This is a genomic window from Rhizobacter fulvus, assembly GCF_964020785.1.
In genome coordinates this window covers 553,706-569,076 of record NZ_OZ224516.1, presented here as the reverse complement: position 1 = coordinate 569,076, position 15,371 = coordinate 553,706, and the positions used below count along the sequence as shown (strand labels likewise).

At 66.7% G+C, this 15,371-nt stretch carries 12 protein-coding genes; 10 read left to right on the top strand and 2 right to left on the bottom strand.

Annotated features, from left to right (window positions below; all coding sequences use genetic code 11):
• Positions 1-76: 76 nt before the first annotated feature.
• The 10 genes from ACWH49_RS02760 to ACWH49_RS02715 all read left to right on the top strand — a co-directional run bounded on the left by ACWH49_RS02760 (position 77) and on the right by ACWH49_RS02715 (position 10,435).
• Positions 77-907, top strand: a complete 831-nt coding sequence (locus tag ACWH49_RS02760) for a TatD family hydrolase (RefSeq protein ID WP_448170058.1) — start codon at positions 77-79, stop codon at positions 905-907.
• The gene (locus ACWH49_RS02755; RefSeq protein ID WP_448170057.1) at positions 904-1,401 is read left to right on the top strand and encodes a DNA-deoxyinosine glycosylase; all 498 of its coding nucleotides are present in this window, start codon (positions 904-906) and stop codon (positions 1,399-1,401) included. The genes ACWH49_RS02760 and ACWH49_RS02755 overlap by 4 nt, the downstream gene beginning before the upstream one ends.
• Complete coding sequence (locus ACWH49_RS02750) at positions 1,398-2,189, top strand: spermine/spermidine synthase domain-containing protein (protein WP_448170056.1); 792 nt, start codon at positions 1,398-1,400, stop codon at positions 2,187-2,189. Before ACWH49_RS02755 ends, ACWH49_RS02750 begins: the two co-directional genes overlap by 4 nt.
• Before the next feature lie 14 nt (positions 2,190-2,203).
• Positions 2,204-3,997 (top strand): GspE/PulE family protein, encoded by a 1,794-nt coding sequence (locus ACWH49_RS02745; protein ID WP_448170055.1) that lies wholly within the window; start codon positions 2,204-2,206, stop codon positions 3,995-3,997.
• Between the two features lie 96 nt (positions 3,998-4,093).
• Positions 4,094-4,558 (top strand): tripartite tricarboxylate transporter TctB family protein, encoded by a 465-nt coding sequence (locus tag ACWH49_RS02740; protein ID WP_448170054.1) that lies wholly within the window; start codon positions 4,094-4,096, stop codon positions 4,556-4,558.
• 28 nt (positions 4,559-4,586) lie between these two features.
• Positions 4,587-6,101 (top strand): tripartite tricarboxylate transporter permease, encoded by a 1,515-nt coding sequence (locus ACWH49_RS02735; protein WP_448170053.1) that lies wholly within the window; start codon positions 4,587-4,589, stop codon positions 6,099-6,101.
• Positions 6,102-6,203: 102 nt separating this feature from the next.
• Positions 6,204-7,835, top strand: coding sequence for a gamma-glutamyltransferase family protein (locus ACWH49_RS02730; RefSeq protein WP_448170052.1), 1,632 nt, complete (start codon positions 6,204-6,206; stop codon positions 7,833-7,835).
• 10 nt (positions 7,836-7,845) lie between these two features.
• Entirely contained in the window at positions 7,846-8,691 is an 846-nt protein-coding gene (locus ACWH49_RS02725; RefSeq protein ID WP_448170051.1) for a GNAT family N-acetyltransferase, read from the top strand.
• A gap of 29 nt (positions 8,692-8,720) precedes the next feature.
• Complete coding sequence (locus tag ACWH49_RS02720; protein ID WP_448170050.1) at positions 8,721-9,641, top strand: DMT family transporter; 921 nt, start codon at positions 8,721-8,723, stop codon at positions 9,639-9,641.
• An 11-nt stretch (positions 9,642-9,652) separates the two neighbouring features.
• Positions 9,653-10,435 (top strand): SDR family oxidoreductase, encoded by a 783-nt coding sequence (locus ACWH49_RS02715; protein ID WP_448170049.1) that lies wholly within the window; start codon positions 9,653-9,655, stop codon positions 10,433-10,435.
• 15 nt (positions 10,436-10,450) lie between these two features.
• Here the strand turns inward: ACWH49_RS02715 and ACWH49_RS02710 are convergent, their stop codons facing one another.
• Together ACWH49_RS02710 and ACWH49_RS02705 are read right to left on the bottom strand one after the other, a co-directional pair.
• Positions 10,451-10,735: a hypothetical protein gene (locus tag ACWH49_RS02710; RefSeq protein WP_448170048.1), complete on the bottom strand. Its 285-nt coding sequence runs from the start codon at positions 10,733-10,735 to the stop codon at positions 10,451-10,453.
• 412 nt (positions 10,736-11,147) lie between these two features.
• A complete protein-coding gene (locus tag ACWH49_RS02705) occupies positions 11,148-15,356 on the bottom strand; it encodes a hypothetical protein (RefSeq protein WP_448170047.1) in 4,209 nt (1,402 codons plus the stop codon).
• Positions 15,357-15,371 lie beyond the last annotated feature (15 nt).

Sequence of the window (15,371 nt, the reverse complement as noted above, 5' to 3'; positions counted from 1 at the left end):
GCGTTGCTACGGTAGCACGCGCGGCAAGACCTGTCACAGCCGGGGGGAGTGCCGCTGCGCCGGGCATCATTCGGGCATGTGGACCGACAGCCATTGCCACCTCGACGCCCCGGAGTTCGACGCCGACCGCGACGCCGTCGTGGCGCGCGCGAAGGCCGCCGGCGTGACACAGATCGTCCTGCCGGCCGTGGAGCGCAGCAATTTCGGGACAGTACGGCAGTTGGCGCACCGGCACGCGTTGAGCTACGCGCTCGGCATCCATCCGCTGTTCGTGGACCGCGCCGCGGAGACCGACGTACCGGCGTTGCGGGACGCGGTGCGGATCGCCCTCGACCCGCTGCATCGCGACGCGCGGCTGGTCGGGCTCGGGGAGATCGGGCTCGACCACTTCGTCAAGGCCTCGGACCTGGCCAGGCAGGAGCGCTTCTTCGTCGCCCAGCTCGAGCTCGCGCGCGAATTCGACCTGCCGGTGATCCTGCACTCGCGGCGTTCCGTCGACACCGTGCTCAAGCACTTGCGCGCGATCCGCGTGCGCGGCGGCATCGCCCACGCGTTCAACGGCAGCGAGCAGCAGGCGGCGGTCTTCATCGAGCTCGGCTTCAAGCTGGGTTTCGGCGGCGCGATGACCTTCGACCGCGCGCTGCAGATCCGTCGGCTGGCGCAAACCGTGCCCGCCGACGCGATCGTGCTCGAGACCGATGCGCCCGACATCCCGCCGCACTGGCTGTACCGAACGGCCGCGGAGCGCGCGCAGGGCGCCGCCTCGCGCAACGAGCCGTCCGAGTTGCCACGCATCGCGCAGACGCTCGCCGCGTTGCGTGGCTGGTCGCTGTCCGAGCTGGCCGAGCGGAGCGCGGCGAACGTGCAGGCCGCCTTGCCCGGGCTCGCGTCCTTGGAGCCCGCGTGAGCGGCGTGCTGGACGGGCTCGAGCCGGTCGTCGACGAGCACACGCGGCTGCTCGTGCTCGGCAGCTTCCCGGGCGTGGCGTCGTTGCAGGCGCAGCAGTACTACGGCCATCCGCGCAACCACTTCTGGCCGATCCTGTCGGCGCTGTGGGGAATCGATCTGCGCGCCGCGAGCTACCCCGAACGGATCGCCGAAGTGCGCGCCCGCGGCCTCGGCATCTGGGACGTCTACGCCAGCTGCGAGCGCGAAGGCAGCCTGGACAGCGCGATCGAGAACGCGCGCCTCAACGACCTGGCGAGCCTGAAGCGGCGCGCACCGCGGCTCGAGGCGATCGCGCACAACGGCGGCGAATCCGCCCGCGCGATGCGGCACACTCGCGCGCTCGGCCTGCCGGTGCACCGGCTGCCGTCGACCAGCCCGGCCAACGCGAGCTGGAGTTTCGAACGCAAGCTGGCGGCGTGGCGGACGGTCTTCGAGGAACACGGAATCGCATGAATGCACGCAGCAGGAAGACCGCAGAGCCCGAACTCGCACCGGCGACGATTTCGGAGGCCGACGGCGTGCGCTACTTGCACCTGGGCACGCCGTGGGTGCAGGGGGCGATGCGCATCCGCAAGTCGCTCGCGCTCGAGCTCGAGTACATCCAGCGGATGATGGCGTGGCTGTTGTTCCGCCCCGAGGCCGACATGGCGCGTGGCCATGCGGTGCAGCTGGGTCTGGGGGCCGCGGCGATCACGCGCTTCTGCCATTCGACCTTGCGGATGCGCTGTACCGCGGTCGAGCTGAACGGCAGCGTCATCGACGCGTGCCGTCTGTGGTTCCACCTGCCGGCCGATTCCGCGCGCTTCACTGTGCTGAACATGGACGCGGCCGAATTCGTCGCCGACCCGGCCCGGATCGAGTCGGTGCAGGCGCTGTGCGTCGATCTGTACGACCACGACGCCGCCAGCCCGGTGCTCGACAGCGAGGCGTTCTACCGCGACTGTCGCCGCGTGCTGGCCGACGGAGGCGTGATGACCGTCAACCTGTTCGGTCGCGATGCGAGCTTCGAGCGCAGCGCGGCGCGCATTGCCGCCGCTTTCGGCGACGCGCAGGTGCTGAGTCTGCGACCGACGCGCGAGGGCAACACCATCGTCGTCGCGCTGCGCGACGCGCCGCTGCCCGACCGCGCGACGCTGGCCGCGCGCGCCGACGAGATCGAGCGTCGCTTCAAGTTGCCGGCGCGCAAATGGCTGCGCATGATCCGTCCCATCGCGAGCGCCGCGACCGAAACTGAAACCTAGGCACACTCGTCCCCATGAAAGCCGCCGCCAAGCCCACGCCGACTCCCCCGATCGCCCCCGCCGGCAAGCTGGACTGGCGTCTGCTCGTGCAGTGGCTGCACGACGACGGCCTGGTCAGCGCCGAGGATGCGGAACTGACATCGCGCCGCTTTGCGGGCGGGCAGAGCGCGCAGCACCCGCTGGTGCGCATCGCCAGCGTCAACCTCGTGCGCCAGGGGACGAGCAAGCCGCTCGACATCGAGGCGCTGACCGAGTGGCTGGCCGGCCGCTGCGGCCTGCCGTACATGCGCATCGACCCGCTGCGCGTCGACGTGGGCCGGGTGGCCGAGATCATGTCGATCACCTACGCCGAGCGACGCCACGCGCTGCCGCTGACCGTCGGCTTGAACGAAGTCACGATCGCGACCTGCGAGCCGCTCGACCGCAGCTGGGTGCCCGAGATCGAGGCGCATGCGCGCAAGACCGTGAAGCTCGTGGTCGCGAGCCCGCCGGACCTGGCGCGCTACACGACCGAGTTCTACACCCTGTCGCGCTCGGTGCGCAACGCGATCAAGACTGGCGAGGTCTCGGCGCTCGCGAGCTTCGAGCAGCTGGTCGAGCTCGGCAAGACCAACAAGCAGCTCGACGCGAACGACCAGGGGGTGGTTCAGGTCGTCGACTGGCTGTGGCAGTACGCGTTCGACCAGCGCGCGTCCGACATCCACCTCGAGCCGCGCCGCGAGCGCAGCGTGATCCGCTTCCGCATCGACGGCGTGATGCACACCGTCTACCAGCTGCCCCCGGGCGTGATGAACGCGATGATCGCGCGCGTCAAGCTGCTCGGCCGCATGGACGTGGTCGAGAAGCGCCGCCCGCTGGACGGCCGCATCAAGACCCGCAACCCGAACGGCGACGAAGTCGAGATGCGGCTGGCCACCCTGCCCACCGCGTTCGGCGAGAAGATGGTCATGCGCATCTTCGATCCCGACACCACGGTCAAGTCGATCGACGCGCTCGGCTTCGGCCCGGCCGAGGCCAAGCGCTGGGAGCAGCTGATCACGCAGCCGCACGGCATCATCCTGCTGACCGGTCCGACCGGCTCGGGCAAGACGACGACGCTGTACTCGACGCTGCGCCGCCTGGCGACCGACGAGGTCAACGTCTGCACCATCGAAGACCCGATCGAGATGATCCAGCCCGCGTTGAACCAGACGCAGGTGCAGCCGTCGATCGACCTGAACTTCGCCGAAGGCCTGCGCGCGCTGATGCGGCAGGACCCGGACATCATCATGGTCGGCGAGATCCGCGACCTCGAGACGGCCGAGATGGCGATCCAGGCCGCGCTGACCGGCCACCTGGTGTTCAGCACGCTGCACACCAACGACTCGGCCTCGGCCGTGACGCGGCTCGTCGACCTGGGCGTGGCGCCGTACCTGATCGGCTCGACCGTCATCGGCGTGCTCGCGCAGCGCCTGGTGCGCACGCTTTGTGCGGCCTGCAAGCAGCCCGATGACGGGCTGACGCGCGAGCGGCTCGACGAAGTCGTCAAGCCCTGGCGCCTGAGCGGTGCCGTGCGTCCCTATCGGCCGGTCGGTTGCATCGAGTGCCGGATGACCGGTTATCGGGGCCGGGCGGGACTCTACGAGTTGCTGACGCTCAGCGACGCGGCGCGCGCCGCGATCCATCCCGTCACCGACGCGGCGCGGCTGCGCCAGCAGTCGCTCGCCGACGGTTTGCGACCCTTGCGCTTGGCCGGCGCGATGAAGGTCGCCGAGGGCACGACCACGCTCGACGAGGTGCTACGCTCCACCCCCGCCTGGGAGGCCTGACCCTCGTGAAGGGGCAGGGCAGCTAGGCGTAAACCAGACCCGGATGCAGGCAGGGTTTTGCCTAGAATCCGCGCAACGCTAAAGCTGGAGTCACTGGTGAAAATCAAGAGTCAACGGGATTTCTTTTCGGGGTTGATGTTCGTCGTCGCCGGGGTGATCTTCGCGGTCGGTGCGACCAACTATTCGATGGGCACTTCGGCCAAGCCGGGCGCGGGCTACTTTCCGCTGATGTTGTCGGTGATCATGGCCATCCTCGGTGCGATCGTGCTGTTCAAGTCGCTGACCATCGAGACCGAAGGCGGCGACCCGATCGGCAGCATCGCATGGCGTCCTCTGCTGGTGATCATCGTGTCGATCGCCGTGTTCGGCGCGGCGCTCCCGCGGCTCGGCATGTTCCTGACCATCCCGCTGCTGATCGTGATGGTCAGCTTCGCGGGCGACGAATTCAGCTGGAAGGGCGTGATCGCCAACAGCGTCGTCCTGACGGTGTTCTCGTGGATCGTCTTCATCTGGGGCCTGGGTCTGACGATCCCGCTCAAGCCTTTCTTCATGGCTTCCTGAGCCTGACCCGAGTCGACCGGACACCACCATGGATCTCCTGAACAACCTCGCGCTCGGCTTCGGCGTCGCGTTCACCGTACAGAACCTGCTGTACGCTTTCTTCGGTTGCGTGCTGGGCACGCTGATCGGGGTGCTGCCCGGCCTCGGCCCGGTCGCGACGATCGCGATGCTGCTGCCGTCGATCTACGCGCTCGACGCCACACCGGCGCTGATCATGCTGGCCGGCATCTACTACGGCGCGCAGTACGGCGGCTCGACCACCGCGATCCTGATCAACGTGCCGGGCGAGTCGAGCTCGGTGGTCACCGCAATCGACGGCTACCAGATGGCCCGCAAGGGCCGCGCCGGCTCGGCGCTGGCCGCTGCGGGCCTGGGCTCGTTCTTCGCCGGCTGCGTCGGCACCATCGTGATCGCCGCGTTCGCGCCGCCGCTGACAGAACTCGCCTTCAAGTTCGGCCCGGCTGAGTACTTCTCGCTGATGGTGCTGGGCCTGATCGGTGCCGTCGTGCTGGCCTCGGGCTCGCTGCTGAAGGCGATCGCGATGATCATCCTCGGCCTGCTGCTCGCGCAGATCAACACCGACGTGATCTCGGGCACCGCGCGCTACAGCTTCGACATCCCCGAGCTGACCGACGGCATCGGCTTCGTCGTGATCGCGATGGGCGTGTTCGGCTTCGGCGAGATCATCGCCAACCTCGGCCAGCCGGCCGAGCACCGCGAGGTCTTCACGAAGGACGTGAAGGGCCTGTGGCCCACCAAGCAGGACTTCCTCGACGCATGGCCGGCGGTGCTGCGCGGCACGGCGCTCGGATCGATGCTGGGCGTCCTGCCGGGCGGCGGCGCGTTGCTGGCCTCGTTCGCGGCCTACACGGTCGAGAAGAAGATGAAGATGCGGTCCGGCGAAGTGCCGTTCGGCAAGGGCAACATCCGCGGCGTGGCGGGCCCCGAGTCGGCCAACAATGCCGGTGCGCAGACCTCTTTCATCCCGATGCTGACGTTGGGCATTCCGCCGAACGCGGTGATGGCGCTGATGGTCGGCGCGATGACGATCAAGGGCATCCAGCCCGGCCCGCAGGTGATGACCAGCAACCCGCAGCTGTTCTGGGGCCTGATCGCCTCGATGTGGGTCGGCAACGCGATGCTGGTGATCCTGAACCTGCCGCTGATCGGCATCTGGATCAAGCTGCTGACGGTGCCGTACAAGTTCCTGTTCCCCGCCATCACGCTGTTCTGCTGCATCGGCGTCTACACGCTGAACAACAACACCTTCGACGTCTACATGACGGCGGTGTTCGCGCTGGTCGGCTATGTCTTCTACAAGCTGAGCTGCGAGGGGGCGCCATTGCTGCTCGGCTTCATCCTCGGGCCGATGATGGAAGAGAACCTGCGCCGCGCACTGCTGCTGTCGCGCGGCGACTGGACGGCGTTCATCACCCGTCCGCTGTCGGCCGCGCTGCTGGCCGCTGCGGCGCTGATGGTCGTCATCGTGATGCTGCCGTCGATCAGCAAAAAGCGCGAAGAGACCTTCACCGAAGAGACCTGATGCCGCGCGGCTCGCGGCCGCGCAATTCGAGACGATGCCGCCCGAGGGCGGCATTTTCTTTGCGATCATCGAGGCTTCGTCGCCCACCTCCACGTGAACCTCATGACCCATGCATTCGACTGGTCCCGCGGCTACCCGAGCCAGCGCCTGCCGATCTTCGGCCGCAACGTGGTCTCGACCTCGCACCCGCAGGCTGCGCAGGCGGGACTGCGGATGCTGCAGAACGGCGGCAACGCCGTCGATGCCGCGATCGCGACCGCCGCGGCGATGACGATCCTCGAGCCCGTCAGCAACGGCCTGGGTTCGGATGCCTTTGCGCTGATCTGGGACGGCAAGACGTTGCACGGTCTGAACGCCTCAGGCCGCGCGCCGCAGGCCTGGACACCCGAGTACTTCAAGCGCAGACACGGCGCCGATGCCGCCACACCGCCAAGGCGCGGCTGGGACAGCGCCACGGTGCCGGGCGCGGTGGCGGGCTGGGCCGCGATGAGCGAGCGCTTCGGCCGATTGCCGTTCGCCGACCTGCTCGCGCCGGCGATCGAGATCGCCGAACGCGGCTACGCGGTTCCGGTGGTGGTTCAGCAGAAATGGGCGGCCGCAGTGCCGCTGCTGGCCGACCAGCCCGGCTTCGCGCAGGCGTTCATGCCGAGCGGACGGGCGCCCCACGTGGGCGAGTTGTTCCGCTTCGCCGCTGCGGCGCGCTCGCTGCGGCTGATCGCCGAGACGAAGGGCGGTGCGTTCTACGGCGGCGAGATCGCCCAGGCCGCCGCGGCGCATGCGAGCGCGCACGGCGGCGCGATGACCGCGGCCGATTTCGCCACGTACCGGCCGGAATGGGTGCAGCCGATCGGCATGGACTTCGCCGGCCACACGATGCACGAGATCCCGCCGAACGGGCAGGGCATTGCAGCGCTGATCGCGCTGGGCATCGTCAAGCAGTTCGACATCGCGGCGTTGCCGGTCGACGGCATTGCTTCGCAGCACCTGCAGATCGAGGCGATGAAGCTGGCGTTCGCCGACACCTACCGCTTCGTCGCCGAACCGGCGAGCATGGAGGTCACGAGCGCGCAATTGCTCGATCCGGGCTACCTGGCGTCGCGCGCGCGTCTGATCGACATGCACCGCGCGCAGGACTTCGGCCACGGCAACCCGGCCCAGGGCGGCACGATCTACCTGACCGCGGCCGACGAGCACGGGATGATGGTCAGCTTCATCCAGAGCAACTACATGGGCTTCGGCTCGGGCGTGGTCGTGCCGGGGTACGGCCTGTCGATGCAAAACCGCGGGCACGCGTTCAGCCTCGATCCTGCCAGCCCGAACGTCGTGGCGCCGGGCAAGCGGCCTTTCCACACGATCATCCCGTCGTTCCTCACGCGGGGCAGCGGCGCCGCGACCGACGCCGTGATGAGCTTCGGCGTGATGGGCGCGAACATGCAGCCACAGGGTCACCTGCAGACGCTGGTTCGCATGCTCGCCTACGGCCAGAACCCGCAGGCGGCGTGCGACGCGCCGCGCTGGCGCTACAACGCGGGGCTCGAGATCAACGTCGAAGCGGCGATGGACCCGGCCACGGTCGCCGGTCTGCAGGCCCTGGGCCACCGCGTCGAGGTCATCAACGACAGCTACCAGGACTTCGGCGCGGGCCAGTTCATCTGGCGCCTCGGCGACCCGGCCGTCGAAGGCTACGTCGCGGCGAGCGATCCGCGCCGCGACGGCCAGGCGGTCGCCTGCTGACGAGCCCCGGGTGTTCGCCGAACCGCGCGCGCTGGGCTGGCGCACCGACCTGATCTTCGTGCGCTTCGACGGCGAGGTCGTGCCGCGCACCGATCACCTGGTGATCCGCACGCCGCACAACCCGACGTTCTGGTGGGGCAACTTCCTGCTGTTCGACCATGCGCCTCGCGCGGGCGACGCGGCGCACTGGTGCGCGCGCTTCGAGGCGGAGATCGCCGCGCGGCAGAGCGAGTCGCGCCACGTCACCTTCGGCGTGGACAGCGAAGCGCCGTTCGACTTGCCGGCCGACTTCGCGGCCAGCGGTTTCACGCTGTTCTCGTCCACCGTGTTGACGATGCAGCGGGAGCAACTGCGTGCGCCGCGCAAGGCGATCGGCGCGTCGTTTCGCATCGAGGCGTTGCGACTGCCCGAGCAGGCGCCACTGGCGGTGGAGATGCAGGTGGCGGCCGATGCCGGCGTGTCGGAAAGTGAAGCGCAGTACCGGCTGTTCCGGGCGCGCCAGATGCGCCGCTACGCAGCGATGGCGCAGGCCGGCATGGGTCACTGGTTCGGCGTCTTCACGGATGCCGGGGACGGCGTCGAATCGCTGGTCGCCGACTGCGGGCTGTTCCGCCTGCCAGGCCAGGCGCTCGGACGCTTCCAGCACGTCTCGACCCACCCGGCCTGGCGCCGCCGCGGGCTCTGCGCCGCGCTTGTCCATGCGGTGTGTCGGCACGGTTTCGAGCGCATGGCGCTGGACACGCTCGTGATCGTCGCGGACCCGCTCGACGTGGCGATCGGCCTGTACGAATCGCTCGGCTTCCGGCGCGGCGCCAGCACCTGGCACCTGGAGAGACCTGCACCACGCACCGCGTGAAACTCGGCCGGTCCGTAGAATCGGTCGCAATGTCTTCCACCACCACCGCAGCCCCGGGCGCTGCTGCACCCGTGCGCGCGGTCTGGCCCGGCCTGGCGCTCGCGTCGCTTGGCGCGATCGCGTTTTCCGGCAAGGCGATCATCGTCAAGCTCGCCTACCGCTATGGCGTCGATGCGGTCACGCTCATCACCTACCGCATGCTGTTCGCGCTGCCGCTGTTCCTGCTGCTGGCGGGGTGGGCCGGCCGCGGCAAGCCGCCGCTGACCCGGCGCGACTGGATCACGGTGATCGGCCTCGGCTTCACCGGCTACTACCTGGCGAGTTTTCTCGACTTCGCGGGCCTGGCCTACATCAGCGCCAGCTTCGAGCGATTGATCCTGTACCTGAACCCGACGCTCGTGCTGGCGATGGGCGTGGTGATCTTCAAGCGCAAGGTCACGGGCCGACAACTCATGGCGCTGGCGGTCAGCTACTGCGGCGTGATGCTGGTGTTCGGCCATGAACTCACCTCCCTCGGCGCCAATGCCGCCCTCGGTGCGGCGCTCGTCTTCGCGAGCGCGGTGAGTTACGCGATCTACCTCACCTTCAGCGGCGAGGAGGTCAAGCGGCTCGGCGCACTGCGCCTGACCGGCCTGGCGACGACGGTGGCCTGCCTCCTCTGCATCGCGCAGTTCGCGGTGCTGCGCCCGTTCGGCGCGTTGGCGGTGGCGCCCGAAGTGATCTGGTTGTCGGTGCTGAACGCGACCTTGTGCACCTTCGCGCCGGTGCTGATGGTCATGATGGCGATCGAGCGCATCGGCGCCACGATGGCCGCGCAGACCGGCATGATCGGGCCGCTGTCGACGATCCTGATGGGCGTCGTCATCCTCGGCGAGCCGTTCACGGTGTGGATCGCTGCCGGCACGTTGCTGGTTCTCGCGGGCATCTGGCTGCTCGCCAAGGCAAGATAAGGAGTCAAGCGATGGATCTGGGCATCAGCGGAAAGTGGGCACTCGTCTGCGCCGCGAGCAAAGGGCTGGGCAAGGGTTGCGCGAGCGCGCTGGTCCGCGAGGGCGTGAACGTGGTGATCACGGCACGCGGCGCCGAGGCGCTCGAGGCGACGGCCGCCGAACTTCGCGCACTGAAAGGCGGCGAGGTCCGCACCGTCGCCGGCGACATCACGACCTCCGAAGGGCGCGCGGCCGCACTGGCCGCCTGCCCGCAGGTCGACATCCTGGTCAACAACGCCGGCGGGCCGCCGCCCGGCGATTTTCGGGACTGGGGGCGCGACGACTGGATCAAGGCGCTCGATGCCAACATGATCGCCCCGATCGAGCTGATCAAGGCGACGGTCGACGGCATGGCGGCGCGCGGCTTCGGCCGCATCGTCAACATCACCTCGGGGGCGGTCAAGGCGCCGATCGGCACGTTGGGGTTGAGCAATGGCGCGCGCTCCGGCCTGACCGGCTTCGTCGCGGGCCTGGCACGCAGCAGCGTCGCGGCTCGCGGCGTCACCATCAACGGGCTGCTGCCCGGGGCATTCGACACGCTGCGCCTGCGCACCACGATGCAGGCCGCAGCCGGCCAGTCCGGTCAGTCGCTCGACGCGGTGATGGCCAAGCGCAGTGCCGCCATCCCGGCGCAACGCTTCGGCAACGCCGAGGAGTTCGGCGCGGTCTGCGCGTTCATCTGCAGCGTGCAGGCGGGGTATCTGACGGGGCAGAACGTGCTGCTGGATGGGGGGGCGTATCCGGGAACGTATTGACTGGAATCAGGCCGATCAAGGTTCCTTCGATTCGCCGGCGTTTTCCTGTACCCCGACCACCATCGTCACCTCGCTGCGAACCGCCCGGCCACCCCGCCGGGCTGGAATGTAGTCGTAGCTGCTGAAGGCCTTGACGAACACGGCGACCGCCTTGTCCGACAGGGCTTCTCGCGAAACGATATCGCTGCGGACCACATGTCCGGTCTCGTCGATTGCCAGGCGCAGTGAAAGACTGCCGGCGATCATCGCGTCTTCGTCTTCGAGGGGGATCAACGGCTCGCCCGGCAGGGAGGCGGCCATAAATTGGTCCGGGTCTCCGGCAGGAAGTTCTTCTCGCGACTGGGCCGAGGAGGTCTCAGGCGCTTGCGCGTCAGCCGGTTGTGCTGACGTCGAGGTGCTGGGCGGCGCTGAAACGACGGGGCCAGGAGAGGGGCGCTCCGAAAGAGCGGCTTGGGGGACCGGCGGGGGCGGTGCGGGCCCCGTCGGGGTGGCCGCTGTCGGCTGGGACGGCACCAGTGTCACGGGCAGGCTTCTTGGCGTGCCGACCGCCGCGCCGCCCGGGTGCCCGCCGGGTGACATCAGCCAGAAGCCAACCCCGGCATGGAGCCCGACCGCAGCCAGCACGGTGAGGTGCAGCGCCAGACGCGACGGCGAGAAGCGCATTCGGATTCGGTGGCAACGGGGGCGCGCACCCGCCGGTGCGCACCACCGATCATTTCGATTCGCTCAGCATGTTCCAGTAGACCCGCTTGCGGCTGGCGAGCGGCACTCCCGGGGGCGAGATGATGGTCGGCCCCATGCCGACGCCTTCATAGAACTTGCCATTGATCTCGACCGAAATGGCCACTGGCGGCGCCGGCAGGCCACCACCTGCAACGGTCGTGTAGCGATCATTGGCGGCCAGCGTGCCGACTGGGGCCGCGTTGTCGATCACCGATGCAGCGTTCTTGAAGTTGACCGTGTAGATGCGCGCTTCGCCGAGCCCGGACGAGCAACTGTTGGTGTTCGTCAGCGTCGACTCGGGGATATTGGTCCCGAACACCGTCGAGCCCGCCAGCGTGATCGATGGCGTGACGACCTTCTCGCCCGTGCCCAGGGTGATGTACCAGCCGTTCTTAGTCGCCAACAACGCGGATGCCGCCGCTGCGGTCGTCGCGTTTGCGGACTGGATGTCGTCCAGCGTCGCGTCGTAGAGCGTGGACTCTGTGATCACGGAGGCAGGGACAGCGGTCAGCGCGTGGCTGTCCTTGATCATGTAGAAGCGATTCGTGATCGAGACGTCGAACGGGTGCTCGCGATCGCCAGATCCGATCAGGATCGAATCCATCGTCGCCGGCGGGCCGTCGAAAGCGACGACGTCGGGGACCGAGAGGAACTTGCGTGCATCCGACCCGGTGCCGCCGAGCGCAGCCAGCTTGGTGACCGTCCAGGCCGCCTTGTCAGGCGCCCCTCCGGAGGTGACCGCGCTGATGTTGGCGCGCCAGATGTTCCCGCCCGTGTCGGCAAGATACAGGCGGTCGGCAAACCCGTCGGCGTCGGAATCGATCACGGCAGCGTCTGCCGGAATCGAGTAGTCCATGCCCGAGATCGCGACCGATGTCATGCCCGTGGGAGGCGATGAGACTGCGGCGTAGCCGGCGTGCCAGATTGGCGCGCCGGTGACTGCATCGATCAGAAACACGCCACGTCCCATGCTTGCCGTGGTCTGCGGCAGAGCATCGTTGTTGGCTGCGTCATAACCTGCGGTCAGCACCAGCACCGGATTGGCGTATCCCTTGATTTTGGTGATCTTGCCTTCGCCCCAGGTCTGCCCGAGTTCCGCGAAGCCGGGTGTACTGCTGCTGACGTTCCACAGCAGCTTCGGCGTTGTCGGGACAGTCACGTCGAGTGCGTAGAGGAAGCGGCCGCCGCGCCGTGCGCTCATGTAGAGGTAGACCTTGTCGTTGCTCGCACCGGTGACCGTCGGATCGAGCTTCCCGTCGTTGTTCGAGTCGAAGGTGTAGGTCGCGATCGGTCCGTCCATGAAATAGGACTTGGCCGTGCTCGAGTTCGTGTTGTCGATCAGCGGCTGTTGGGAATAAAGCCGGTTGAACTTCTTAAAGAACTCGCTCGGGATAAATCCCCACAGCTCGTTGCCGCCGGTCGTTCCGGTGCCGCCCTGCACGGCGTGGAAGATGCCGTCGTTCGAGCCGTAGAACACGACCACGTCGTTGTCGTCGCCGTTGCGGTTGTAATTGACCGTGGCCGGGCGGCTGTGGACGACGTCGCCGTGCAGGTAGCCGCGCACGTAGGTGTTCGCGGCGGCAGCGGTGCTCGGGTTATCGTCGAGCTTAGTGTTCTCGCCGCGAATCCACTTGATCAGTTCGTTCTTGTCGGCGGTGCCTGTCAAGGTCGCGGTGATTGTCCCCGTGGCAGGGCTGGTCGGGCTCTTTGAAACTGTGTAGGTGAGGCTCGTGCCCGAGCCGCTAACTGCGACGAAGGTTCCGTTGTAGGCGGCCTCAGTGGCGCCAGAAATCGTGAACGATTCGCCCGTCGATACGCCATGCGCCGTTGCCGTTGTCACAGTCACGTTGCCGGTCGTGGTCCCCACCGCGCGCGCTATCGTGGCCGAAATCGGCGTAGTTGCCTTGTAGGCTGTGACAGTGCCGGCTGCCGAATTCGGTGGGACCAAGCCGGGATACGCAAACGTGAAGCTACCGTTGGTCGCACTAAGGACCGTGAAGGTGCCGTTGTAATAGGCTCCCCCCGACGCGGCTGGAACGCCGGTAATCGTCACGGAATTGTTGGCAGCCAACTTATTGTTCCCTTGGTTGGTGACCGTCACCGTCGTATTGGAGCGAACAATAGACTGAATGCTTGTCGTCGCAGTCGGGCCGATCGCCGATGCACCAACCACCGTACCAGGACTCGGCGGATCGACGGCGATCGAATAGCTGAACGAAGTATTACTGATATACGTAATCGTGGCAGTCTTGTTGTAGTTTGCCGACGTGCCGCTCGCACCCGCAATGACAACCGAGTCGTTGTTCACGAAGCCGTGCGGTGTCGAGCTCGTTGCTGTTGCTGTGTCTGTCAAACCCGTGCCGCCGCTCCTCGTCACCGAAATTGAAACTGGTGTCGTCGACTTCATCAGCGTGATCGTTCCGGTTGCAGGAGAAGCAGGCGTTACGGTGATAAGAAAGGTAAATGTGTCGGCGTCGACGACGGTGATGGTTTTTAGCCCGTTGTATTGGGCTGGCGAAGCGCCGAGAATTGTCACGCTCTGGCCGGTAACGAAGCCGTGACCAGGCGCCGTGGCGGTCACCAAACCGATGCCCGGCGTCGTCTCCGTATAGCTCATGCTCGATACGGCGGCGGTGATGTTGATGCCGAGCGCGGTCGCGTCGATGGCGGTGTTTGTCGTGTCGAACGGATACGTGCTTAGCGTCGACCCGCCGGCGCAGGCGCCGGTGCAGGAGTAGATGTTGCGCGAGCTAACCAAGTTCGGAGACGGGCCGGAGTAGGCGATTCGCAGGCGCTGGGCGGCGCCCCCTTTTTCGACCACATTGCCGTCCGGATTGTCGTTCGGTCCGTCGATCGCGACGCCCGTCGAACTCACCGGTTGCTGGGCATCGGGGTAGTAGCCCGCGTTCCAGAATGTGCTGTTGGAGGTCCAGAAGCTCTTGGTTGTCCCGAGCAGGAAGCCATAGGTCGTGTCGGCGATCGCGGCACCGTTGGCGTCCTTGAGTTCGAGCTGGTTGGCTGCGTTCAGGCCGGCCGTGTATTGCTTCATGTTCCCGGGCCAGCGCGGCGAGGCATTGCCGTCCGGGCGGAACTGGCCCATGTAGACCTGGTTCAGGAACGTGCCGCGGGTATTGACGCTCGCCGGCAGGGCGGAGGCCGCGAACACGCTGTTCTTCGCGATGATCTCGGTGAAGATCTTGTTCAGCGCGTCGGCGATCTCGGTCGCGTTGCCGTTGACCGCGAAATACTTGCCCTTGCCTTGCAAAGCCATGCTCTTTAGCAGGGCCGTGTGATCTGGACCCTTGCCGACGAGGCTTGGATTCACATCAACTGTGTAGGTGACGACGGTCTGGGTCAGCGGCCGGGTCGCGTTGACGTCGGTGTTCGCCATGAATCGCGCCCACTCATCCGCCATGTTGCTTTGCTCACCATTCGGGCTCAAGGGAATGTCAGTGGTATTGCCGCCGAAACTTTGCAATTGAGACTTAGCCGAGGCTGTGTCCGATGCCGGAACGTTGTTCTGCCCATTGCTGATGAAAATGACGAAGTTCTTTGCGCAGTTGTCCGCGATTGGGCTGACGTAGGTACTGCTTGCCATCGAAACGAACGCGTTTCCAGGGCGGGCAAATACTGCGTTCGATGCGGTTGCACTTGCGCCAACGGTGATGGAGTTCGCTAGCGAGTCTCGCTTTGATTGTGTGTAGCCGGCATACGCAGCGAGTCCTCCGAAGTACCGATACGCCTCCGCCATTGCCAGGTCGTAGGGTCCGTTATTACTTACGTCGGCAGTTTGGTCAAACGAGAAGACCAGATCCGCCAAAGCCTTCTTGTTTGCGGCAGTCATCTGCCGGACAGCCGCACGTATATAAGCTCCATCGGTATTGCCGTTGCCGTTGCCGCTAGAGTCCTTGACGCTGTTGCCAGTTTCGACGAACGTCATCAACCCAACGTTGAAGCGGTCGTCCAGACCGGTGACGGTGTTGACGAGCGCTGCTTTCTCGGCTGCGAACGGTGTATTCCAGTTGGCGGTGTTGTCTTGAATGATCAGAACGTTCGGCCTTTCCGACACGATGTTCTTGTTGACGGTGAAAATGTCGGTGTCTTCGGCGCGAACCGACGTGCCCGACAGCGCCATCACCACCCCCAGGACGGCGGCCGAAGCGCGCGTGGCGAATGAGAATGTTCCGCTCGAAATCATCGTGTTCTCCCTTGC